General features: G+C 42.5%; 23 protein-coding genes, 1 rRNA gene and 1 riboswitch. Of the genes, 23 read left to right on the forward strand and 1 reads right to left on the reverse strand.

Features of this window, described 5'->3' with window-relative positions; genetic code table 11:
- The first annotated feature begins 597 nt into the window (after positions 1 to 597).
- The 10 genes from rrf to AB986_RS20115 all read left to right on the forward strand — a co-directional run bounded on the left by rrf (position 598) and on the right by AB986_RS20115 (position 7,562).
- Positions 598 to 714: ribosomal RNA gene (rrf, locus tag AB986_RS20070) — 5S ribosomal RNA — on the forward strand.
- A 234-nt stretch (positions 715 to 948) separates the two neighbouring features.
- Positions 949 to 1,593, forward strand: a complete 645-nt coding sequence (locus AB986_RS20075) for a nitroreductase family protein (RefSeq protein ID WP_048313661.1) — start codon at positions 949 to 951, stop codon at positions 1,591 to 1,593.
- A 394-nt stretch (positions 1,594 to 1,987) separates the two neighbouring features.
- The gene (locus AB986_RS20080; protein WP_048313435.1) at positions 1,988 to 2,290 is read left to right on the forward strand and encodes an urease subunit gamma; all 303 of its coding nucleotides are present in this window, start codon (positions 1,988 to 1,990) and stop codon (positions 2,288 to 2,290) included.
- 14 nt (positions 2,291 to 2,304) lie between these two features.
- Positions 2,305 to 2,628: an urease subunit beta gene (locus AB986_RS20085; protein WP_048313436.1), complete on the forward strand. Its 324-nt coding sequence runs from the start codon at positions 2,305 to 2,307 to the stop codon at positions 2,626 to 2,628.
- Positions 2,625 to 4,331, forward strand: a complete 1,707-nt coding sequence (gene ureC, locus AB986_RS20090; RefSeq protein ID WP_048313437.1) for an urease subunit alpha — start codon at positions 2,625 to 2,627, stop codon at positions 4,329 to 4,331. The genes AB986_RS20085 and ureC overlap by 4 nt, the downstream gene beginning before the upstream one ends.
- A gap of 12 nt (positions 4,332 to 4,343) precedes the next feature.
- Positions 4,344 to 4,784 carry an urease accessory protein UreE gene (locus tag AB986_RS20095; RefSeq protein ID WP_048313438.1) on the forward strand — a complete coding sequence of 147 codons (441 nt, stop codon included), beginning with the start codon at positions 4,344 to 4,346 and terminating at the stop codon, positions 4,782 to 4,784.
- Positions 4,777 to 5,463, forward strand: a complete 687-nt coding sequence (locus tag AB986_RS20100) for an urease accessory protein UreF (RefSeq protein ID WP_048313439.1) — start codon at positions 4,777 to 4,779, stop codon at positions 5,461 to 5,463. Before AB986_RS20095 ends, AB986_RS20100 begins: the two co-directional genes overlap by 8 nt.
- Before the next feature lie 18 nt (positions 5,464 to 5,481).
- Positions 5,482 to 6,102 carry an urease accessory protein UreG gene (gene ureG, locus AB986_RS20105; protein ID WP_048313440.1) on the forward strand — a complete coding sequence of 207 codons (621 nt, stop codon included), beginning with the start codon at positions 5,482 to 5,484 and terminating at the stop codon, positions 6,100 to 6,102.
- Positions 6,099 to 6,908: an urease accessory protein UreD gene (locus AB986_RS20110; protein WP_048313441.1), complete on the forward strand. Its 810-nt coding sequence runs from the start codon at positions 6,099 to 6,101 to the stop codon at positions 6,906 to 6,908. Before ureG ends, AB986_RS20110 begins: the two co-directional genes overlap by 4 nt.
- Before the next feature lie 24 nt (positions 6,909 to 6,932).
- Positions 6,933 to 7,562: a HoxN/HupN/NixA family nickel/cobalt transporter gene (locus AB986_RS20115; protein WP_048313442.1), complete on the forward strand. Its 630-nt coding sequence runs from the start codon at positions 6,933 to 6,935 to the stop codon at positions 7,560 to 7,562.
- A gap of 38 nt (positions 7,563 to 7,600) precedes the next feature.
- Here AB986_RS20115 and AB986_RS20120 read toward each other — a convergent pair whose 3' ends face one another.
- The gene (locus tag AB986_RS20120) at positions 7,601 to 8,041 is read right to left on the reverse strand and encodes an Hsp20/alpha crystallin family protein (RefSeq protein WP_048313443.1); all 441 of its coding nucleotides are present in this window, start codon (positions 8,039 to 8,041) and stop codon (positions 7,601 to 7,603) included.
- A gap of 353 nt (positions 8,042 to 8,394) precedes the next feature.
- Here AB986_RS20120 and AB986_RS20125 point away from each other — a divergent pair, with 353 nt between their 5' ends.
- From AB986_RS20125 to purH, 13 genes are all read left to right on the forward strand, one after another.
- On the forward strand, positions 8,395 to 8,922 hold the full coding sequence (locus AB986_RS20125; RefSeq protein ID WP_048313444.1) for a DUF2179 domain-containing protein: 528 nt from the start codon (positions 8,395 to 8,397) through the stop codon (positions 8,920 to 8,922).
- Positions 8,923 to 8,925: 3 nt separating this feature from the next.
- Positions 8,926 to 9,120 carry an NETI motif-containing protein gene (locus AB986_RS20130; protein WP_048313445.1) on the forward strand — a complete coding sequence of 65 codons (195 nt, stop codon included), beginning with the start codon at positions 8,926 to 8,928 and terminating at the stop codon, positions 9,118 to 9,120.
- A gap of 79 nt (positions 9,121 to 9,199) precedes the next feature.
- Positions 9,200 to 9,301: riboswitch (purine riboswitch) on the forward strand.
- Positions 9,302 to 9,442: 141 nt separating this feature from the next.
- Positions 9,443 to 9,928, forward strand: coding sequence for a 5-(carboxyamino)imidazole ribonucleotide mutase (purE, locus tag AB986_RS20135; RefSeq protein ID WP_048313446.1), 486 nt, complete (start codon positions 9,443 to 9,445; stop codon positions 9,926 to 9,928).
- Positions 9,925 to 11,037, forward strand: a complete 1,113-nt coding sequence (gene purK / locus AB986_RS20140) for a 5-(carboxyamino)imidazole ribonucleotide synthase (RefSeq protein ID WP_048313447.1) — start codon at positions 9,925 to 9,927, stop codon at positions 11,035 to 11,037. Before purE ends, purK begins: the two co-directional genes overlap by 4 nt.
- A gap of 25 nt (positions 11,038 to 11,062) precedes the next feature.
- On the forward strand, positions 11,063 to 12,355 hold the full coding sequence (gene purB / locus AB986_RS20145) for an adenylosuccinate lyase (RefSeq protein ID WP_048313448.1): 1,293 nt from the start codon (positions 11,063 to 11,065) through the stop codon (positions 12,353 to 12,355).
- A gap of 22 nt (positions 12,356 to 12,377) precedes the next feature.
- Positions 12,378 to 13,103, forward strand: coding sequence for a phosphoribosylaminoimidazolesuccinocarboxamide synthase (gene purC, locus AB986_RS20150; RefSeq protein WP_048313449.1), 726 nt, complete (start codon positions 12,378 to 12,380; stop codon positions 13,101 to 13,103).
- Complete coding sequence (purS, locus tag AB986_RS20155) at positions 13,091 to 13,342, forward strand: phosphoribosylformylglycinamidine synthase subunit PurS (protein WP_048313450.1); 252 nt, start codon at positions 13,091 to 13,093, stop codon at positions 13,340 to 13,342. The genes purC and purS overlap by 13 nt, the downstream gene beginning before the upstream one ends.
- Positions 13,339 to 14,022 carry a phosphoribosylformylglycinamidine synthase subunit PurQ gene (gene purQ, locus AB986_RS20160; RefSeq protein ID WP_048313451.1) on the forward strand — a complete coding sequence of 228 codons (684 nt, stop codon included), beginning with the start codon at positions 13,339 to 13,341 and terminating at the stop codon, positions 14,020 to 14,022. Before purS ends, purQ begins: the two co-directional genes overlap by 4 nt.
- Entirely contained in the window at positions 14,006 to 16,231 is a 2,226-nt protein-coding gene (gene purL / locus AB986_RS20165; protein ID WP_048313452.1) for a phosphoribosylformylglycinamidine synthase subunit PurL, read from the forward strand. The genes purQ and purL overlap by 17 nt, the downstream gene beginning before the upstream one ends.
- The gene (gene purF, locus AB986_RS20170) at positions 16,207 to 17,619 is read left to right on the forward strand and encodes an amidophosphoribosyltransferase (protein WP_048313663.1); all 1,413 of its coding nucleotides are present in this window, start codon (positions 16,207 to 16,209) and stop codon (positions 17,617 to 17,619) included. The genes purL and purF overlap by 25 nt, the downstream gene beginning before the upstream one ends.
- A gap of 15 nt (positions 17,620 to 17,634) precedes the next feature.
- Entirely contained in the window at positions 17,635 to 18,675 is a 1,041-nt protein-coding gene (purM, locus tag AB986_RS20175; protein WP_048313453.1) for a phosphoribosylformylglycinamidine cyclo-ligase, read from the forward strand.
- Positions 18,672 to 19,250, forward strand: coding sequence for a phosphoribosylglycinamide formyltransferase (gene purN, locus AB986_RS20180; RefSeq protein ID WP_048313454.1), 579 nt, complete (start codon positions 18,672 to 18,674; stop codon positions 19,248 to 19,250). Before purM ends, purN begins: the two co-directional genes overlap by 4 nt.
- A 15-nt stretch (positions 19,251 to 19,265) precedes the next feature.
- Complete coding sequence (gene purH / locus AB986_RS20185) at positions 19,266 to 20,804, forward strand: bifunctional phosphoribosylaminoimidazolecarboxamide formyltransferase/IMP cyclohydrolase (protein ID WP_048313455.1); 1,539 nt, start codon at positions 19,266 to 19,268, stop codon at positions 20,802 to 20,804.
- Positions 20,805 to 20,810: the final 6 nt, after the last annotated feature.

A 20,810-nucleotide genomic window follows, 5' to 3' on the forward strand; every position in this document is an offset into this window, starting at 1 on the left:
GCCGATGGTAGTTGGGGGATCTCCCCCTGCAAGAGTAGGACGTCGCTGGGCAATCTGAGAAGTCAGAGATCAAACGGTCTCTGGCTTTTTTTTGTATGGTTTTAGCTAATCTTTCTTCATGAATAATCAAGAAAAGCATCTTCGAAAGCTACGTAGGGGTGGGAGAAGCAAGAAATTCGAGGAAGCAAGTGATGTCAGACCGGAGTGGATATTCGGGAGATCCATGAGGATCTGGCATCGCGCAGCTGACGAAGAAGTTCGCCGCTTATCGCGCCCCGTGTGAGAACACGGAAGTTAAGCTCTCGCGCCGATGGTAGTTGGGGGATCTCCCCCTGCAAGAGTAGGACGTCGCTGGGCAATGATGAAAAGTCAGAGATCAAATGATCTTTGGCTTTTTTTTATGGTTATAAATAATAAACGCTCTTTTCAAAAGAGATCGCGGATATAATCTCAAAATCGCGGATATATCCAGAAAAACGGGGATATATCGAAAATAGTTTTCAGGGAATAAAATTTTCCTTGAACTTCATAAAGAAGTATAGTAAGATATATCTTGTCCTTGGTTAAACACTTTCTAGTGGATCAACCATTGATTAGTCTAGTGATGATGGCGAAGAGGTCACACCCGTTCCCATGCCGAACACGGAAGTTAAGCTCTTCAGCGCCGATGGTAGTTGGGGGATCTCCCCCTGCAAGAGTAGGACGTCGCTGGGCAATCTGATAAGTCAGAGATCAAATGGTCTCTGGCTTTTTTTGTATGGTTTTAACTAACAAACGCTCCTTTCAAAAGAAATCGCGGATAAATGGTCAATAAGGTTCACCCCAGACCACCGCCAGAGCCTCAACCTGTCTTAAACAACTATAAAAAATTACAATAAAAGTCCACTCATGGAATATCACTCACCTTTATTACAAAAAATAAATATAAAGGTGGTTATACACATGGGTATGAAAGAAAAAATCTTTGGAAATGGTTCAACGAAGCTTGGAGGTAGTAAGGATTTCTTTGAAGCAGTCAAAGAAAGAAGATCAATATACGGTATTGGTAAAGAGCGAACAATCTCAGATGAGAAACTACAAGAAGTGATTGAACATGCTGTCCTCCATACACCGTCAGCGTTTAACTCGCAGAGCGCTAGAGTAGTTGTGCTGCTAGACGCTAATCATACTAAGTTGTGGAATGAGATTACAAAAGAAACTCTTCGTGGCATTGTTCCTGCAGATCAGTTTAGTTCTACAGAAGACAAAATGAATGGTTTTGCACAAGGGTATGGTACTGTACTTTTCTTTGAAGATCAGGATGTGATAACAGGGCTTCAGGAAAAGCTTCCAACGTTTGCGGATAATTTTCCGAAATGGTCACAGCATTCTTCAGGTATGCTTCAATTTGTGGTCTGGACAGCTCTAAAGCAAGAAGGTCTAGGTGCCTCTCTTCAGCATTATAATCCACTTATTGATGAACAAGTAAAAGAAGAGTGGACGATTCCTGATAGTTGGGAGTTAATTGCACAAATGCCTTTTGGTAATCAGACTGCTCCTCCTGGAGATAAAGAGTTCCAACCTGTAGAAGAACGAGTGAAATTTCATAAATAACTTATAAAAAGGCTATGTTAATGAACAGCGTTGATTTTTGGCTCAATTACGCCCTGTGGCGACCTTTCAGAAGAGCTGAAAGGCGAGTGAAACTGAGTTTTCACTCGAATGAGCCAATAATCGAGAAATCAACAATATGAGCTAACAAAAAAGAAGAAGCACAACGCTTCTTCTTTTTGTGTGTTGTGAGTTTATCTACCATACTTTTTTTAGAGAGAATGTCATTTTTCGAATGCGCTTACATTCCACTCATTTCAACATCTAATGCTTCATTAAAGAAAATATTCTCACTTTCCCTCAATAGAAAAAATAGCTCAAACTCATTTCTTCATCTTCTAAATTATGTATAATGTGAATTATCGTAATATTCGGTGTACTGGGAGGGGATTTTCACTTGAAGTTGATGGCGAGAGAACAAGAAAAACTGATGATTGTTGTGGCTGCTGATTTAGCGCGTAGGAGGCAGGATAGAGGATTAAAACTTAATTATCCTGAAGCTATTGCCATTATTACATATGAAGTAATAGAAGGTGCCCGAGATGGCAAGAGCGTACCAGAATTAATGCAATTTGGGAGAACCATTTTAAAAAGAGAAGACGTCATGGATGGTATATCTGAAATGATTCCGGATATTCAAGTAGAGGCAACCTTTCAAGATGGTACAAAACTTGTTACAGTTCATGATCCAATCATATGAAAGGGGGGAAGGATTTGATTCCAGGTGAATATAAGCTTCATTCGAACCCAATCGTATGCAACGAGGGAAAAGAAGCAATTGAAATTGAGGTAACAAATGTGGGGGATCGACCTGTACAAATCGGCTCTCACTTTCATTTCTTTGAAGCAAATGAATCATTGCAATTTAATCGAGAGCTTGCGTTGGGAATGCACTTGAATATTGCTGCAGGAACAGCGGTACGATTTGAACCAGGTGATCCAAAGGAAGTGAAGCTTGTTCCGTTCTCAGGAGAACGGAAAGTATATGGACTGAATAACAAAATGAATGGCCAGTTGGATGTGGAGGTTGGACGATGAGTTTTGAACTTTCTAGAAAAGCGTATTCTGACATGTTTGGGCCAACTGTTGGAGACCAAGTGCGATTAGCTGATACAGATTTATTTATTGAAGTTGAAAGAGATCACTCAACATATGGTGATGAAGTTAAGTTTGGCGGCGGTAAGGTTATCAGAGATGGAATGGGCCAGCACCCACTTGCAACTCGAAAAGATTCAGTTGATCTTGTAGTAACGAATGCGCTAATCGTAGATTATACAGGGATATATAAGGCAGATATTGGAGTGAGGGATGGTCGGATAGCATCAATAGGGAAAGCAGGAAACCCTTATTTGATGGACAATATTGATATTGTTATTGGTGCTTCTACTGAAGTCATTGCAGCAGAGGGCATGATTGTAACGGCTGGTGGTATCGACTCGCATATTCACTTTATCTGTCCGCAACTTATCCAAACAGCTATTGAATCAGGTATTACAACCATGTTAGGTGGTGGGACAGGTCCAGCAACAGGTACAAACGCTACGACATGTACGCCGGGTGAGTGGAATATTCATCGGATGCTTGAATCGGCAGAGGCGTTTCCCGTTAACCTTGGTTTTCTTGGTAAAGGGAATGCGTCTTCACAAGAAGCATTGAATGAGCAAATCGAGGCCGGGGCAATTGGTTTGAAGCTTCACGAGGATTGGGGGACCACGGCAGCTTCTATTGATACTGCTTTAACTGTTGCAGATCAATATGATGTTCAGGTTGCGATTCATACGGATACATTAAACGAAGGCGGGTTTGTGGAAGATACTCTTAACGCCATTGATGGTCGCGTGATCCATACCTATCATACAGAAGGTGCTGGTGGTGGACATGCACCAGATATTATTAAAGCTGCTTCCTATTCGCACATCCTACCATCTTCTACGAACCCAACAAGACCTTTTACGACGAATACGATTGCAGAGCATTTAGATATGCTGATGGTTTGTCATCACCTTGATTCCTCAGTTCCTGAAGATGTGGCTTTTGCAGACTCACGAATACGCAAAGAGACGATAGCGGCGGAAGATATCCTGCATGACATGGGAGTATTCAGTATTATTAGCTCGGATTCTCAGGCAATGGGACGTGTTGGAGAAGTCATTTCAAGAACGTGGCAGACCGCTGATAAAATGAAGAAGCAGCGTGGACCTTTACCGGAGCATGCTCAGAATGACAATGAACGAGTGAAAAGATATATTGCTAAATACACAATTAATCCAGCAATTGCTCATGGGATTTCAGAAGAAGTAGGATCGATAGAAGTAGGGAAATTAGCAGATTTGGTGTTATGGAAACCGGCCTTTTTTGGGGTGAAGCCAGAGCAGGTTGTAAAAGGTGGGATGATTGCATGGAGTGTGATGGGAGACCCCAATGCATCAATACCGACGCCACAACCAGCTTTATACAGACCGATGTTTGGACAGTATGGGAAAGCAAAATCTCAAACGGCAGTTACCTTTTTATCACAAGCAGCTATTGAAAGAGGCGTTCATGAGAAGTTGGGTCTACAAAAAATCATCAAATCTGTTCATAATATCCGGAACCTTACAAAGAAGGATATGAAATATAACGGCGAAACGCCGGACATTCAAGTTGATCCACAAACGTACGAGGTACTAGTTGATGGAGAATTAATCACATGTGAACCGGCTACTAGTGTACCACTTGCACAACGATACTTTTTATTTTGAGGTGATAAAGAAATGATTATTAATGAAGTTCAAGGAAATATTCGCGATGAGAATACCGTGGCACCTCACATTGAAAGGGTCTACCTGAGAAGTGATGATCTTGTTAAACGAATACAGCGTGTGACAACGAATCATGGGAATGAGCTTGGGATTAAGCTATTGAAACCGAAAGATTTAGTCGATGGCGATATTCTTTATCGTTCAGAAGACAATGTCATCGTTGTAAGTGTGATAGAGGATGAAGTTATTGCGATTCGTCCTAATTCCATTAAGCAAATGGGTGAAGTTGCTCATATGCTCGGCAATCGTCATTTGCCCGCACAGTTCGATGGGGAAGAGATGATCGTTCAACATGATTATCTAGTTGTTCGATTGTTAACAGAAGGAAATGTGTCATATGTCATTGAGAAGAGAAAAATGAAAGAGGCTTTTAAATATATTGGCCATGACTAATGCGTTATTTCCTATCCTACAACTAAGTGATTCGCAGTTTCCCTCGGGGGCTTTCTCCCATTCATTTGGATTAGAAACATATATTTCAAATGGAACGATTAATAGTAGTGCTTCATTCAGAAAAGTTCTTGAGATTTTTCTAGCGAATCAATTTGTTTACACAGATGGATTGGCCTGTCGCTTAGCTTATGAGGGGCTTGAAATTGGTAATCTTGAGCAACTGTGGCAATTGGATCAGTCTTTGTATGCCCTTGGTATGGCACGTGAAACAAGGGAAGGAAATCGGAGGATTGGTGATCGTTTTGTGAAAATTGTATCTACGCTGTATCCGAACCAAGTGTTTGATCAGTACAATATGGAACTGAAAAATAAAAATGTGTTCGGGCATAGTGCGCTTGTATTCGCAATTGTTTCTAAACACCTTGGAATTGAACGTGAAACAGCTATTTCAAGCTACGGATTTGCGACAGCATCTTCGCTTGTGCAAAATGCTGTAAGAGGTGTTCCGCTCGGTCAAACAGAAGGACAAAAAATTCTTGTTGATATACAGCCACTTTTAACCGATATCGTGAACCGAATCATGCTACTCGATGAAACGGAGTTTGGCATTGGAGCACCTGGTTTAGAAATTGCTCAAATGCAGCATGAGGCGATTGATGTTCGATTATTTATGAGTTAATGATAGAAAGGATGAGAGATGTTGAGTGAACCAATAAGAATAGGCATCGGAGGCCCTGTGGGAGCCGGCAAAACCTTATTAGTCGATCGTTTAACACGAGCAATGAAGGATGAATTTAGTATGGCGGTTATTACAAACGATATTTATACAAAAGAAGATGCACTGTTTCTAAATAAGAACGGGATTCTCCCTACGGATCGAATCATTGGGGTTGAGACAGGAGGTTGTCCACATACTGCAATTCGAGAAGATGCATCAATGAACTTTGCGGCGATCGATGAGTTAAACGAACGTCATGATGATCTTGACCTCATCTTTGTAGAGAGCGGGGGCGATAATCTCGCTGCTACGTTTAGTCCAGAACTTGTTGATTTCTCGATTTACATTATCGATGTTGCCCAAGGGGAGAAAATCCCTCGTAAAGGTGGGCAGGGAATGATTAAATCTGATCTTTTTCTGATTAATAAAACAGACCTTGCTCCATATGTAGGCGCCAACTTGGATGTGATGCGTGAGGATACGCTGAAATCAAGGGGCAATCGTCCATTTTTCTTCACAAACCTAAAAGATGAGACTGGCGTGACTAATGTTGTGAACTGGATTAAAGAACAGGCCTTTTTTGTAGGACTAGAGCAGTGACTTATACAGGTCACCTTCAGTTAGAAGCATCTGAGCGTTACGGAAAATCCGTACTATCAGATGCCTATTACAATGGCGTATTTAAAATTTCACGTCCAACTTATACAGATGAAAATTTACCTCTTGTGCAACTGATTCATGTGGGTGGAGGTTACGTTGATGGTGATACTTATTTAACAGAGATCCATGTAAAAAATATGGCTAAGTTAGCTGTTACCACTCAAGCCTCCACAAAGGTGTACAAAACGCCTCATAAACAAGTCATGCAAAGAGCTCTCTATAAGTTAGAGGCGAATACAGAATTACATATGAAACAGGACCCACTTATCGCATATAAAGATGCGCGCTTCACTCAGGAAACTGAAGTGCACATGGATCAAAGTGCTTCTTTCTTTTTTACCGATAGCGTGACACCTGGTTGGTCGAAAGAAGGAACCCTCTTTCCTTTTACGTGCATCACATCAAAATTAAAAGTTTACCAGAACGGTAGGCTCGTAATCTTTGATCATTTGAGGCTGAAGCCAGATGAAGATCTGATGCAATTGCTTCAGTTGGAAGGGAACACACACGTTGGTTCGTTGTTTTTTATTCATTCAGAAGTAACGGTTGAATGGATTCAGAAATTAAGAGACTATCTTGCTTCTTTCTGTGACGATCAATACGGAGTATCGCTATTGCAGATTCCTGGTGTTTGCCTAAGAATTCTGGCGAAAAGAACTTCCTTAATAGAGAAAATATTTGCAGCAGTTGAAGAATTTATTCACAGCACCATATACAACAGGAGCGCTATATCCTGGCGGAAATAGCGGTAGACACAAGGAGGATAGAAGATGGATGCGAGTTTACTATCACTATTAGTTATTGGATTTCTTCTAGGTATTAAGCATGCTATTGAGCCGGATCATGTGATCGCGGTGTCAACAATCGCAAGTAGAACGCGTAGTTTATGGAAATCTTCACTAGCGGGGGTTTACTGGGGAATCGGACATACAGCCACGTTAGTATTAGGTGGTACACTTTTATTGCTATTCAACACGACAATAACCAATCAATGGGCAATGTCACTTGAACTGATTGTTGGGTGTATGCTTATTTTTCTCGGGATAAAGACTTTAGTAATGAAAAAGCAAAAAACCGAAATGAAAGGGAATAGAACCTACATACAGTCAGGTTTTATCGGCTTTGTACATGGACTAGCAGGAAGTGCTGCGATGATTCTATTAACGATGAGTACGGTAGAAACGTTATGGCAAGGTGTTGTTTATATTCTAATTTTCGGATTTGGCACATGTGCTGGCATGCTTTGCTTCACGACGGTTCTCGGAATTCCATTCATAGCTACAAAGCGACAATTAAGTCTGAACAAACGACTCACACAACTTACAGGCATACTCTCCGTTGGTTTTGGTTTCTTTTATATTTATGAAATTGGGGTAACGGGTGGATTATTTCCTTTCTAATTACAAAGAGAAGCGATTGAATGCAATCGCTTCTTTTGTTATTCTCCTGACTCATTATCGGTAATCTTCAATCGGTTCCGTTCTTCTTTCGATTCAATCAACCGGTGGAGGTGGATCAGCAGAATGCCTCGTTTGTAGCTGGCATCAATTGGTTTTTCGCGTACCGGAAAAGGAAGTTCTACTATTCGTTCAAAAGGGCCGTGCTTGTATTCTTCCTGAACATTTCGATAGCCTTTTAGAGACATATTTGTCTGACCTTTTACTTTAAGAGTACGATAATGAACATAGACATCAACATCCTCCACTTTTTTAACACCTGGGAGATAGACGGTGCAGATCAGTTCATTGCCAGCTTCGTAGAGATTGACGAGAGGGCCGTTTGATACGAACATATCCTGAAAATCGGTCCAGAAATCATCTCCCATGAATTTGTTCATTTTATTTTTCCAGTCGTACATTTGACTCCAGTAATCTCCCATGACTTCCCCTCCTGGGCTTTTTTTCAGTATATGCGCACAGTATCTCTTTGTTAAAGCATTTTTCTAAAGGCTCAGATCCAAATTCTATTGAAAGAATTTGGATAAAAAAACCACACTTCGCTAATTGGAGCGGAAATTAACCCACTCATATAGTAACAACGTTAACTAAAAGAGCCTTATGAACTGAGTTTAAAACGATCAGTAAAGTGTAAGGTACAACGGAAGGTACTGATTGAACTAGACTATTGAAAATTTTTGGATGGAATCGGTAATTAACGCATGCGGTTCCATGTTTGATCGTGTTATGCTAGGGAAAGTTCGAATTTTAGCGATAAGGATGAAGGAGGATGGACATGCTTAATAGTGGTCTTGGCATGGTTGCTACCATTTTTGCTATTAATATCGTTTATGTATCGTTTCTAACGATGCGTACGATTCTAACGCTTAAAGGGCAGCGATACCTTGCAGCAATTACTGGGACAATTGAAATTGCGATTTATGTTATTGGACTTGGTCTCGTCCTCGATAACTTAGGGCAGATCCAGAACGTTATTGCTTATGCCCTTGGTTTTGGTGTGGGTATTATAGTAGGTATGAAAATTGAAGAATACCTTGCACTTGGTTATATTACAGTTAATGCAATTACAACGAAGCTTGAAGATGATATTCCGAATAAATTAAGAGACGTTGGCTATGGTGTAACTCATTATTTAGCGCATGGACGTCAGGGAGAACGCCTTGTGATGCAGGTTCTAACATCACGTAAGTCTGAACGAAAGCTCTATCAGGCAATCGAAGAGCTCGATCCAAAGGCATTTGTCATCTCCTATGAACCCCGTACCTTCCAGGGAGGATTCTGGGTTAGAAAAATCCGGAGGTAATGTATGGAAAAGAAGCCTAAGAAAAAGAAGTTTGAAGTTCAAGAAAATGAATCTCTTTCAGACTGCTTAAAACGAATGGATGACGAAGGTTATATGCCAGTCAGACGCCGTGAGGAGCCTGTCTTTAAAGAACGCAAAGGTTCCAAAGAACCTGAGCATTGTGGACAGAGAATTGTTTTCGAAGGAAAGTTGAAGTAAAAACCGAACATTAGACATAAAATAAAACACATCGTTCGATTTTGCGTTGACAGTTGAACGTAGCTCTTGTTACTATGTAAGAGGAGTAAATAGGATACCTCATATAATCTTGGGAATAAGGCCCATAAGTTTCTACCTGACGACCATTAATCGTCGGACTATGAGGGGGAAAGTCGTGTTCTGCGTACGTGCAGGACAGGATGGATGTGTTTTCGCCCGAGGTAGAAGCTTCTTCTAAGTAAATAGAAGAATTCTATCTCGGGCTTTTCTTTTATTATCACCTATTTTGATTAATTAGTACCTTCACTTAAGGAGGAATAGCATGATAGCGAAAATCGGCGTCATTATGGGTAGCACATCAGATTGGGAAACGATGAAGCATGCCTGTGACATACTAGAAGAACTTAATATTCCATTTGAGAAAAAGGTTGTTTCAGCTCACAGAACACCTGAATTAATGTTTGAGTATGCAGAATCAGCAAGAGAACGTGGCCTTAAAGTAATTATTGCAGGTGCTGGCGGTGCCGCGCATTTGCCAGGAATGGTTGCAGCTAAGACAACACTTCCTGTCATAGGGGTTCCCGTTCAATCGAAAACATTAAATGGTCTGGATTCGTTGCTTTCCATTGTTCAGATGCCTGGAGGAGTTCCAGTCGCAACTGTGGCGATCGGGAAAGCAGGAGCGAAGAACGCAGGACTTCTCGCAGCACAAATTTTGAGCACGAATGATAAAGAAATTGAAACGAAGCTTAGTGATTATCGAACGAAGATGAAAGAAGCGGTACTTGAAAGTAGTGACACTTTATGAGTAGAACGATTTTACCTGGAAGCACAATAGGAATTCTAGGTGGCGGTCAGCTTGGTAGAATGATGGCCTTGAAGGCAAGAGAGATGGGCTATCGCATTGCAGTACTTGAGCCGAAAAGTGGTTCACCGTGTGGTCAAGTAGCGGATCATGAAGTTGTGAGTGGGTATGATGATCTGGATGGAGCAAGAGAGCTTGCGGACCTTAGTGATGTGATTACTTATGAATTTGAGAATATCACTCATGAAACTGCCAAGTGGCTTACGGAGAATGCTTATATGCCACAGGGTGGTGAGCTTCTTCGCATCACACAAGATCGTTACGTTGAGAAAACAACCATTCAGAAATCGGACCTTCAAGTGGCGCCTTTTGAAGCAGTGGATTCTAAACAAGATCTATATTATGCCATAAAGAAGATCGGCTTACCTTCCGTTCTTAAAACACGGACTGGTGGTTACGATGGTAAAGGTCAGTGGGTGTTGAGAAATCAGGAGGCCGTGGATTCTCTTTCGTTTCCAGGTGTACCTTGCATCCTTGAAAGTTGGGTGCCGTTCCAAAAGGAACTCTCAGTTATTGTTACACGGAGCGTAATGGGAGAAACTACAACTTTTCCTGTAGGGGAGAACCTTCACGTTAACAATATTCTTCATCAAACAATCGTTCCAGCGCGAGTGAACGACACAGTAAAGAACGCGGCCAGTGAGATTGGAAAACAGCTTGCCAATGATCTGAACCTTGTTGGAACACTTGCAGTTGAACTTTTCTTAAAAGATAATGAGCTATATGTGAATGAACTTGCACCAAGGCCACACAATTCAGGGCATTATACGATGGAAGCATGTGAAACTTCTCAATTTGAACAACATATCCGAGCGATATGTGGCTTGCCACTTGGAAGCACGAAACAAGTACAGCCGGTTGTAATGGGGAATTTGCTCGGCCAGCATGTGTCACCTCTAATGGAAAGTGTATCGGAACTTGGTAGCGCAAAGCTTCATTTATATGGAAAAGACGAAGCGAAGCATAATCGCAAAATGGGTCATGTTAACTTTCTAGCATCATCAACTGACGATGCGATTAAGCGGATGACGCAATGGAAATTATGGCAGTAAAGACAACAGACCAGGAGGACTTACAATGATTGAACGTTATACGCGCCCGGAGATGGGAGCTATTTGGACAGAGGAAAATCGCTACAATGCGTGGTTAGAGGTAGAAATTCTTGCATGTGAAGCTTGGGCAGAGTTAGGAATTATTCCGAAAGAAGATGTACAGAAAATCCGTGAAAACGCAGGATTTAATGTGGATCGCATTCATGCGATTGAAGAAGAAACACGTCACGACGTCGTTGCTTTTACTAGAGCCGTTTCAGAAACGCTAGGAGAAGAGCGGAAGTGGGTTCATTATGGTTTAACGTCAACAGATGTGGTTGACACTGCTTTGTCTTACCAGTTAAAGCAAGCGAACGATCTTTTGATTAAGGATATTGAGAAATTCATCGAAGTTCTAAAAGCAAAAGCACAGGAACATAAATACACGGTCATGATGGGAAGAACGCATGGTGTTCATGCAGAACCAACAACGTTTGGTCTTAAAATGGCGCTTTGGTATGAAGAGATGAAGCGTAACCTTGATCGCTTCAAAACAGCTTCTGAAAATGTTCGATTCGGTAAGCTATCTGGAGCCGTTGGAACATATGCGAACATTGATCCGTTTATTGAGCAGTATGTGTGTGAAAAAATTGGTCTTCAACCAGCACCAATTTCGACACAAACACTTCAGCGCGATCGTCATGCGCACTATATGTCCTCACTTGCGCTTGTTGCGACGTCTATCGAGAAGTTTGCAGTTGAAATCCGTGGACTACAGAAAAGTGAAACGCGTGAGGTGGAAGAATTCTTTGCGAAAGGCCAAAAAGGCTCATCCGCAATGCCGCATAAACGTAACCCAATCGGCTCTGAGAACATGACGGGTATGGCACGCGTGATTCGCGGCTACATGACAACAGCATACGAGAATGTAGCACTTTGGCACGAGCGCGATATCTCTCATTCTTCTGCAGAACGTGTGATTTTGCCAGATGCAACGATCGCGCTTAACTACATGCTTAATCGTTTCGCAGGTATTGTTTCAAAGCTTACTGTTTTCCCTGAAAACATGAAGCGTAATATGACAAGAACATACGGATTAATCTACAGCCAGCGTGTTCTTCTATCTCTTATTGATAAAGGGATGTCACGCGAAGAAGCATATGACCTTGTTCAGCCGAAAACAATGGATGCATGGGAGCGCGGTATTCAGTTTAGAGAATTAGTAGAAGCGGATCCTAAAATTACCGATCAACTAAATGAATCCGAAATTGATGATTGCTTTGATTACAACTACCACCTTAAGCCAGTGGATATGATATTTGAACGTCTCGGACTTTAATTAAGCATCGGAGGGGATCACCATGGAAAAGCAAGGATTGTTGTACGAAGGAAAAGCGAAGAGAATTTATGCTACGGACGAAGCAGAGGTTGTTTGGGTCGAGTATAAAGATTCAGCAACAGCTTATAACGGTGAGAAGAAAGCGACAATCTCAGGTAAAGGAAGACTGAACAATGAGATCACAAGTTTGCTCTTTGATTATTTGAAGAGTGCGGGCGTTGAGAGCCATTTTATTGAAAAATTGTCTTCTACAGAGCAGCTTGTGAAGCGGGTTACGATCATACCACTCGAAGTGGTTGTTCGGAACATCGCCGCTGGGAGCTTTTCCAAACGGACCGGTGTTGATGAAGGTGAGCTTCTAAAACAGCCGATCGTTGAATTCTACTACAAGAATGATGACCTTGGTGATCCTCTTCTAACGCTTGATCATGTGCTTGAACTTGAACTTGCGACAGAAGAGACGGTTAACGATCTAAAAGAACGTGCGTTATACATTAATACGCTTTTACGAGAGTATTTCTTAGAGCGTGAAGTGAAACTAGTGGATTTTAAACTTGAATTCGGTATGACAGCAGAAGGAACGATCATGCTTGCTGATGAAATATCGCCTGATACATGTAGATTGTGGGACAGCAATACAAATGAAAAACTGGATAAAGATGTGTTTCGAAGAGACATTGGTAATCTGACAGAAGCGTACGAACAAATTCTAGCTCGTTTAGGGGGATCCGAATCATGTATAAAGTAAAAGTCTATGTAACGTTAAAAGAAAGTGTACTAGATCCACAGGGGAGTGCTGTTAAGAATTCACTCCACAGTCTTTCTTACAATGAAGTAGAAGATGTACGAATCGGAAAATACATGGAACTTACCGTTAAACATACGGAAAACCTTGATCAGCGCATTAAAGAGATTTGCGAGAAGCTTCTTGCGAATACAGTGATTGAAGATTACACCTATGAAATCGAGGAGGGAGTCGCACAGTGAAATTTGCAGTGATTGTGTTCCCGGGTTCAAACTGCGATGTGGATATGTATCATGCCATCAAAGATGAGCTTGGAGAAGAAGCGGTTTATGTCCGGTACGATGAGCAGAATCTAGCAAACTATGATGCGATTCTTCTACCTGGTGGGTTCTCATATGGAGATTATTTACGTGGCGGTGCGATTGCCCGCTTTGCACCGATCATGCCTGAAGTCATAAAGGCTGCTGAAGCTGGTAAGCCAGTATTAGGCGTGTGCAACGGATTCCAAATTCTCTTGGAAGCAGGTCTATTACCGGGGGCCATGAAACGAAATAAGAATCTGAAGTTCATGTGCCGCCCCGTGACTTTACGAGTTCAAAATAATGAAACGATGTTTACTTCAGCATATGAGAACGGTGAAGAAATTACAGTGCCGATTGCTCATGGTGAAGGGAACTACTATTGTGATGAAGATACGCTAGCGCAGCTTAAGAAAGACAACCGTATTGCATTTAGCTATGCAGATAACCCTAACGGTTCAGTCGAAGATATTGCAGGGATCGTGAATGAAGAAGGCAATGTACTTGGCATGATGCCACACCCTGAACGAGCAGTAGATGAATTACTAGGAAGCGCGGACGGATTGAAACTGTTTAAATCAATACTACGCAACTGGAGGGAATCCCATGTCACACATGCATGAACCAACACCTGAGATGATCAAAGATCAAAAGGTCTATAGTCAAATGGGTTTAACAGATGACGAGTTCGGTATGGTTGAAAAGATTCTTGGCCGTACACCTAACTATACGGAAACAGGTCTTTTCTCCGTGATGTGGTCAGAGCACTGTAGTTACAAGAATTCAAAGCCTGTGCTAAAGAAGTTTCCGATTACAGGTGAGCGCGTTCTCCAAGGACCTGGTGAAGGAGCGGGCATTGTAGACATTGGAGATGAGCAGGCAGTTGTTTTTAAGATTGAAAGTCACAATCACCCTTCAGCGATTGAACCCTATCAGGGAGCGGCTACTGGAGTTGGTGGCATTATCCGTGACGTTTTCTCCATGGGTGCTCGCCCGATTGCGCTTCTTAATTCCCTTCGGTTCGGTGAACTTAGCAATCCGAAAGTGAAGTACCTTTTTGAAGAAGTAGTGGCAGGGATTGCTGGTTACGGTAATTGTATTGGAATTCCAACAGTCGGCGGAGAGGTACAGTTTGATGCTTCTTACGATGGTAACCCACTTGTTAATGCAATGTGTGTTGGTCTAATCGATCATAAGGATATTCAAAAGGGTATTGCATCTGGCGCTGGTAACACGGTGATGTACGTTGGAGCAAGCACGGGACGTGACGGAATTCACGGCGCAACTTTCGCCTCTGAAGAATTGACTGATGCTTCTGACGAAAAGCGCCCAGCTGTTCAGGTTGGAGATCCGTTTATGGAGAAATTGCTCCTTGAAGCGTGTTTGGAGCTTGTTCATTGTGATTCACTTGTTGGTATTCAAGATATGGGAGCAGCAGGGTTAACATCATCAGCATCAGAAATGGCAAGTAAGGCAGGTATGGGACTTGAGATGAATCTTGATAAAGTTCCACAGCGGGAAAAAGGCATGACACCTTATGAAATGATGCTTTCTGAATCGCAGGAGCGTATGCTTGTTGTCGTGAAAAAGGGTCATGAAGCAGAAATTAAAGAAATCACTGATCGCTGGGGACTTTTGTGTAAAGAAGTTGGTGTAGTGACGGAAGACAAGAGATTCAGACTTCTTCATAAAGGCGAAGTTGTAGCAGATGTTCCAGTTGATGCACTCGCTGAGGAAGCACCTGTATACCATAAACCATCCCGCATTCCAGATTACTATATTGAGAATCAGCAGATTCATAGACCAATTCCAGTTGTCGAAGATGCAAAGGAGATGCTTTATACCCTTCTTAGTCAGCCGACTATTTCGAGTAAGGAATGGGTTTTCGATCAATACGATTACATGGTTCGAACGAATACCGTTGTTGCACCTGGGTCTGACGCTGCTGTTGTCCGCGTCCGCGGCACAAGAAAAGCATTGGCTATGACTACGGATTGCAACTCTCGCTATTTGTACCTTGATCCAGAAGTTGGAGGGCAAATTGCGGTTGCGGAAGCGGCGCGTAATATTGTTTGTTCCGGTGGAGAACCACTAGCAATTACAGATTGTCTGAACTTCGGAAACCCTGAGAAGCCTGAAATCTTCTGGCAGATTGAAAAAGCAACGGACGGCATGAGTGAAGCATGTCGCATGCTGAACGCTCCAGTAATCGGTGGAAATGTATCTCTTTATAATGAAACGAACGGCGTCGCAGTCTATCCAACGCCGGTAGTCGGTATGGTCGGACTTGTTCATGATCTTGATCACGTGACTACGCAAGCATTTAAAGAAGAAGGAAACTTGATTTACATGCTTGGAGAAACTGGCGAAGATTTCGGTGGAAGTGAGCTTCAAAAATATTTGGATGGTCAAATTTCAGGTCAGGCTCCTACTTTAAATCTGGAAGTTGAGAAAGAACTTCAGAACCAACTGTTAACAGCCATTCAGGATGGACTTGTAGAATCAGCACATGATCTTGCAGAAGGTGGACTTAGCGTCGCTCTTGCAGAATCATTAATTGGCACGGATTTCGGTGCCAATGTTCGCATCGATGGTGATGTAACGACAGACCTTTTCAGTGAAACACAATCCCGTTTTCTTGTAACCATCAAGGGAGAACACCAGCAGGCATTTGAGCAACGAACGGGAGCGACTTTAATCGGTGAGGTCACTGGTACTGGCGTATTAACTGTTATGCATGAAGATGAAACGCATATCTTCGATGCTCCTGTTCAAGAACTTGAAGCAGCCTGGAAAGGAGCTATTCCATGTTTGGTGAAATCAAAGGCTTAAATGAAGAGTGTGGAGTATTCGGCATCTGGGGTCACCCGGATGCTGCTTCACTTACGTATTATGGACTTCACAGCTTGCAACATCGTGGGCAAGAAGGAGCGGGTATTGTTTCAACAGATGGGGACCGCCTCTATAATCATAAAGGACTTGGTCTTGTGAATGATGTGTTTGGACCAGGTGATCTTGATCAGCTTGAAGGTAACGGAGCGATTGGTCATGTTAGGTACTCAACAGCTGGTGGCGGTGGTTACGAGAATGTTCAACCACTTGTTTTCCGCTCACAGAACGGCGGCCTAGCACTTGCGCATAACGGAAACCTCGTGAACGCTAATGCGCTCAAGCATCAGCTTGAAGGGCAGGGCAGCATTTTTCAAACGACTTCAGACACAGAAGTGCTTGCACATTTAATTAAAAGAAGCGGATATTTAAGTCAGCGTGAGAAAGTCAAAAATGCTCTTACAATGGTAAAAGGTGCGTACGCCTTTATTATGATGACAGAAAAAGAAATGATGGTTGCTCTTGATCCGCACGGTCTAAGACCTTTATCACTTGGAATCCTTGAAGGTGCGTACGTTGTTGCATCAGAAACATGTGCATTTGACCTCATTGGTGCTGAGTACATTCGTGATGTACAGCCTGGAGAACTTCTTATTATTAGCGAAAATGGTCTGGAATCAGAACGATTCTCATCTTCCATTTCACGAGCCATTTGTTCAATGGAATATATCTATTTCTCAAGACCTGATAGTAATATTGAGAACATTAACGTGCATACAGCCCGCAAGAAGCTAGGTAAACAGCTTGCAAAAGAGGCGCCAATTGAAGCCGATATCGTAACAGGTGTACCGGATTCAAGTATCTCTGCGGCGATTGGCTATGCTGAAGAATCTGGCATTCCTTATGAAATGGGCCTAATCAAAAACCGTTATGTGGGAAGAACATTTATCCAACCTTCACAGGAGCTAAGAGAACGTGGAGTGAAGATGAAGCTTTCACCAGTTCGTGGCGTTGTTGAAGGAAAGCGAGTCGTCATAGTTGATGATTCGATTGTACGTGGAACAACGAGTAGGAGAATTGTCACCATGCTTAGGGAAGCTGGTGCAAAAGAAGTACACGTTCGCATAAGTGCGCCTCCAATTGTTAGCCCATGTTATTACGGAATTGATACATCCAATTCAGGAGAGTTGATTGCAGCTAAGATGAGTGTTGATGAAATGTGTGAAGAGATTGGTGCTGACTCACTAACATTTCTAACAACAGAAGGTATGACAACTGCGATTGGGAGAGAAGACAGTGGCTCCAATCGCGGACAGTGCCTTGGTTGCTTTACTGGAAACTACCCTACTGAAATATATCCCGACACGGTTCATCCTTACGAAAAAGTCTAACCGAAGGAGGCCATTATGGCAGAAGCATACAAGCAGGCAGGCGTAAATATTGAAGCAGGTTATGAAGCTGTAGATCGAATCAAGCCCCACGTTAAGAAGACGATGCGTCCAGGTGTAATGGGAGGACTCGGTGGGTTTGGCGGCATGTTTGATTTATCAGAACTCCCATACGAAAAACCAGTCCTTGTTTCTGGCACAGATGGTGTAGGAACGAAGCTAATGCTTGCGATTCAAATGGATCAGCATGATACAATCGGAATCGATTGCGTAGCAATGTGTGTGAATGATGTTGTCGCACAGGGAGCAGAACCGCTATATTTTCTAGATTATATTGCAACTGGAAAGCTTGCTCCAGAGCGAATTGAAGCAATTGTCAAAGGTGTTGCTGAAGGTTGTTCACAAGCGGGATGTGCGCTAATTGGCGGAGAGACAGCAGAAATGCCTGACATGTATAAAGAAAATGATTATGATCTCGCTGGATTTACCGTTGGTGCAGTCGAAAAGTCGCAATTGATCACATCTGACAATGTGAAGGAAGGCGACGTTCTTGTTGGTCTAGTTTCAAATGGCATTCACAGTAATGGCTTCTCGCTTGTTCGTAAAGTCTTGTTAAAGGAAAACGACTTGGATCTACAAACCTCTTATGAAGCTCTTGGAACGACGCTTGGCGAAGCCTTGCTTGCTCCAACTCGCATCTATGTTAAACCTGTTCTTAACGTGCTTAAGACTCAAACGATTCATGGCATTGCACATATTACGGGTGGAGGATTCGAAGAGAATATCCCACGTATGCTTCCTGAAGGACTTGCGGCTCAAATTGATTATGGTTCATGGCCGATTCCAGCTATTTTTGATCTAATTGAGTCAATGGGGAGTCTTGCTCGAAAAGAAATGTTTACAACATTTAATATGGGTATCGGGATGGTACTGGCGGTTCCTGGTGATGAGGCTGTTAATGTGATGAAACAGCTTGAAGCCGATGGCGAAAAGGCCTTTATGATTGGACGTGTGGTTAAAGGTGAGGGAATTGAATTCGGTGGCGGTGACTTATCATGACGAAGCTAGCCGTATTCGCTTCCGGAAGCGGCTCGAACTTTGAAGCGATTGCTAGTGCTATAGAGAACGGTGAACTTGATGCGAGCATTTCGCTTGTCGTTTGTGACCGTCCTGGTGCAAAAGTAGAAAAAAGGGCAGAGGCATTCGGCATTCCTGTCCTTTCTTTCTATCCAAAATCTTATGAATCAAAAGCTGATTTCGAAACATTTATTCTTCAACAGTTGAATGAAGCAGGTATTGAATGGATTATGCTAGCGGGCTATATGAGATTGATCGGACCGACACTCCTGCAAGGATTCGAAGGAAGAATTGTAAACATTCACCCGTCACTCCTTCCGTCTTTTCCTGGAAAAGACGCGATCGGACAGGCTTTCGAAGCAGGAGTTAAACTTACTGGAGTAACGGTTCATTTCGTGGACGAGGGAATGGATACTGGAAAAATCATCGAACAGGATTACGTTCGAATTGATGAAAATGACACAAAAGAGAATTTAGGACGAAAAATTCAGGCAGTCGAGCACGTCTTGTATCCTGCCGTCATTCGTTCCCTTCTTCAAGAGAAAATCAAAAGGTAAATGGGAGGAAGTAGTATGGCTATTAAGCGAGCGCTAATCAGTGTTTCTGATAAAACAGACATTACAGCATTTGCAAAAGGACTTGCAGACAAAGGTGTAGAGGTGATCTCTACCGGTGGAACTAAACGTGCCCTCGAAGAAGCTGGTGTTAACGTGATGGGGATTTCTGATGTCACTGGATTCCCTGAAATACTTGATGGACGAGTTAAAACACTACATCCACATGTACACAGTGGTTTGCTCGCTGTTCGAGACAATGAAGACCATCAGAAGCAGCTCGATGAATTGAACATCAAGCCAATTGATCTCGTTGTTGTAAATCTATATCCATTTCAAGAGTCAATCGCTAATCCTGATGTGACATATGAAGAAGCAATTGAGAACATTGATATTGGTGGACCTACAATGCTTCGCTCTGCAGCGAAAAACCATCGTGATGTGACGGTTGTTGTTGATCCTACCGACTACAATCGTGTACTGCGTCAGGTAGAGGAGAACGGAGATACGACTCAAATCCTTCGTAGGGAACTTGCTGCAAAGGTATTCCGACATACTGCTTCCTACGACGCAGTCATCTCAGAGTACTTAACAGCCCAATCAGGGGAAGAAGAACCTGAATCGCTAACGGTTACTTTTGAGCGTAAACAAACGCTAAGATATGGTGAGAATCCTCATCAGAAAGCGGTTTTCTACCGTAAGCCTCTCTACAAAGGAGCATCCCTTGCTTCAGCTGAACAACTAAATGGTAAAGAGCTTTCTTATAATAATATTAATGACGCGAATGCTGCCCTTAACATCGTTAAGGAATTCGAACACCCAGCAGTTGTTGCTGTTAAACATATGAATCCTTGTGGTGTTGGTACAGGCGAAACGATTGTTGAAGCATACCAAAAGGCGTATGAAGCAGATTCAACTTCTATTTTCGGCGGGATTGTTGCAATTAACCGTGAAGTAGATGAAGCAACAGCACTGAAGCTTAAAGAAATATTCCTGGAGATTATTATGGCACCTGCGTTTACCGAAGAAGCTCTTGCTGTTCTTACGAAGAAAAAGAATCTTCGTCTATTGAAGCTCAATGTTTCTGCCTCTCCTGCTATTGAACATCAACTTACATCTGTAAATGGTGGCCTACTTCTGCAAGAACGTGATCGTTACGGATTTGATGAAGCAGATATTTCAGTACCTACTGACCGCGAACCGACAGATGAAGAGTGGGAAGCACTGAAGCTTGCGTGGAAAGTCGTTAAGCATGTGAAATCCAATGCGATTGTTCTTACTAAAAATGATCAGACAATAGGGATTGGAGCAGGACAAATGAATCGTGTAGGTGCTGCCAATATTGCTATTGAGCAAGCTGGTGAGAAAAGCAAGGGATCTGTAATGGGATCAGACGCTTTCTTCCCAATGGATGACACCGTTGAAGCAGCCGGACGCGCTGGTGTTACGGCTATTATTCAGCCTGGTGGCTCAATTCGAGATGAGGATTCGATTAAGAAAGCCAATGAATACGGAATGACAATGGTCTTCACTAGTGTTCGTCATTTTAAACATTAAGAGGAG

Source organism: Guptibacillus hwajinpoensis, from assembly GCF_001039475.1.
Lineage (GTDB): Bacteria > Bacillota > Bacilli > Bacillales > Guptibacillaceae > Guptibacillus > Guptibacillus hwajinpoensis.

Coding starts and splice junctions, on each gene's coding strand:
- AB986_RS20075 (WP_048313661.1), top strand. CDS start 949: ATGAAAGAAAAAATCTTTGGAAATGGTTCAACGAAGCTTGGAGGTAGT.
- ureC (WP_048313437.1), top strand. CDS start 2,625: ATGAGTTTTGAACTTTCTAGAAAAGCGTATTCTGACATGTTTGGGCCA.
- AB986_RS20095 (WP_048313438.1), top strand. CDS start 4,344: ATGATTATTAATGAAGTTCAAGGAAATATTCGCGATGAGAATACCGTG.
- AB986_RS20100 (WP_048313439.1), top strand. CDS start 4,777: ATGACTAATGCGTTATTTCCTATCCTACAACTAAGTGATTCGCAGTTT.
- ureG (WP_048313440.1), top strand. CDS start 5,482: ATGTTGAGTGAACCAATAAGAATAGGCATCGGAGGCCCTGTGGGAGCC.
- AB986_RS20115 (WP_048313442.1), top strand. CDS start 6,933: ATGGATGCGAGTTTACTATCACTATTAGTTATTGGATTTCTTCTAGGT.
- AB986_RS20120 (WP_048313443.1), bottom strand. CDS start 8,041: ATGGGAGATTACTGGAGTCAAATGTACGACTGGAAAAATAAAATGAAC.
- AB986_RS20125 (WP_048313444.1), top strand. CDS start 8,395: ATGCTTAATAGTGGTCTTGGCATGGTTGCTACCATTTTTGCTATTAAT.
- AB986_RS20130 (WP_048313445.1), top strand. CDS start 8,926: ATGGAAAAGAAGCCTAAGAAAAAGAAGTTTGAAGTTCAAGAAAATGAA.
- purE (WP_048313446.1), top strand. CDS start 9,443: ATGATAGCGAAAATCGGCGTCATTATGGGTAGCACATCAGATTGGGAA.
- purK (WP_048313447.1), top strand. CDS start 9,925: ATGAGTAGAACGATTTTACCTGGAAGCACAATAGGAATTCTAGGTGGC.
- purB (WP_048313448.1), top strand. CDS start 11,063: ATGATTGAACGTTATACGCGCCCGGAGATGGGAGCTATTTGGACAGAG.
- purC (WP_048313449.1), top strand. CDS start 12,378: ATGGAAAAGCAAGGATTGTTGTACGAAGGAAAAGCGAAGAGAATTTAT.
- purS (WP_048313450.1), top strand. CDS start 13,091: ATGTATAAAGTAAAAGTCTATGTAACGTTAAAAGAAAGTGTACTAGAT.
- purL (WP_048313452.1), top strand. CDS start 14,006: ATGTCACACATGCATGAACCAACACCTGAGATGATCAAAGATCAAAAG.
- purF (WP_048313663.1), top strand. CDS start 16,207: ATGTTTGGTGAAATCAAAGGCTTAAATGAAGAGTGTGGAGTATTCGGC.
- purM (WP_048313453.1), top strand. CDS start 17,635: ATGGCAGAAGCATACAAGCAGGCAGGCGTAAATATTGAAGCAGGTTAT.
- purN (WP_048313454.1), top strand. CDS start 18,672: ATGACGAAGCTAGCCGTATTCGCTTCCGGAAGCGGCTCGAACTTTGAA.
- purH (WP_048313455.1), top strand. CDS start 19,266: ATGGCTATTAAGCGAGCGCTAATCAGTGTTTCTGATAAAACAGACATT.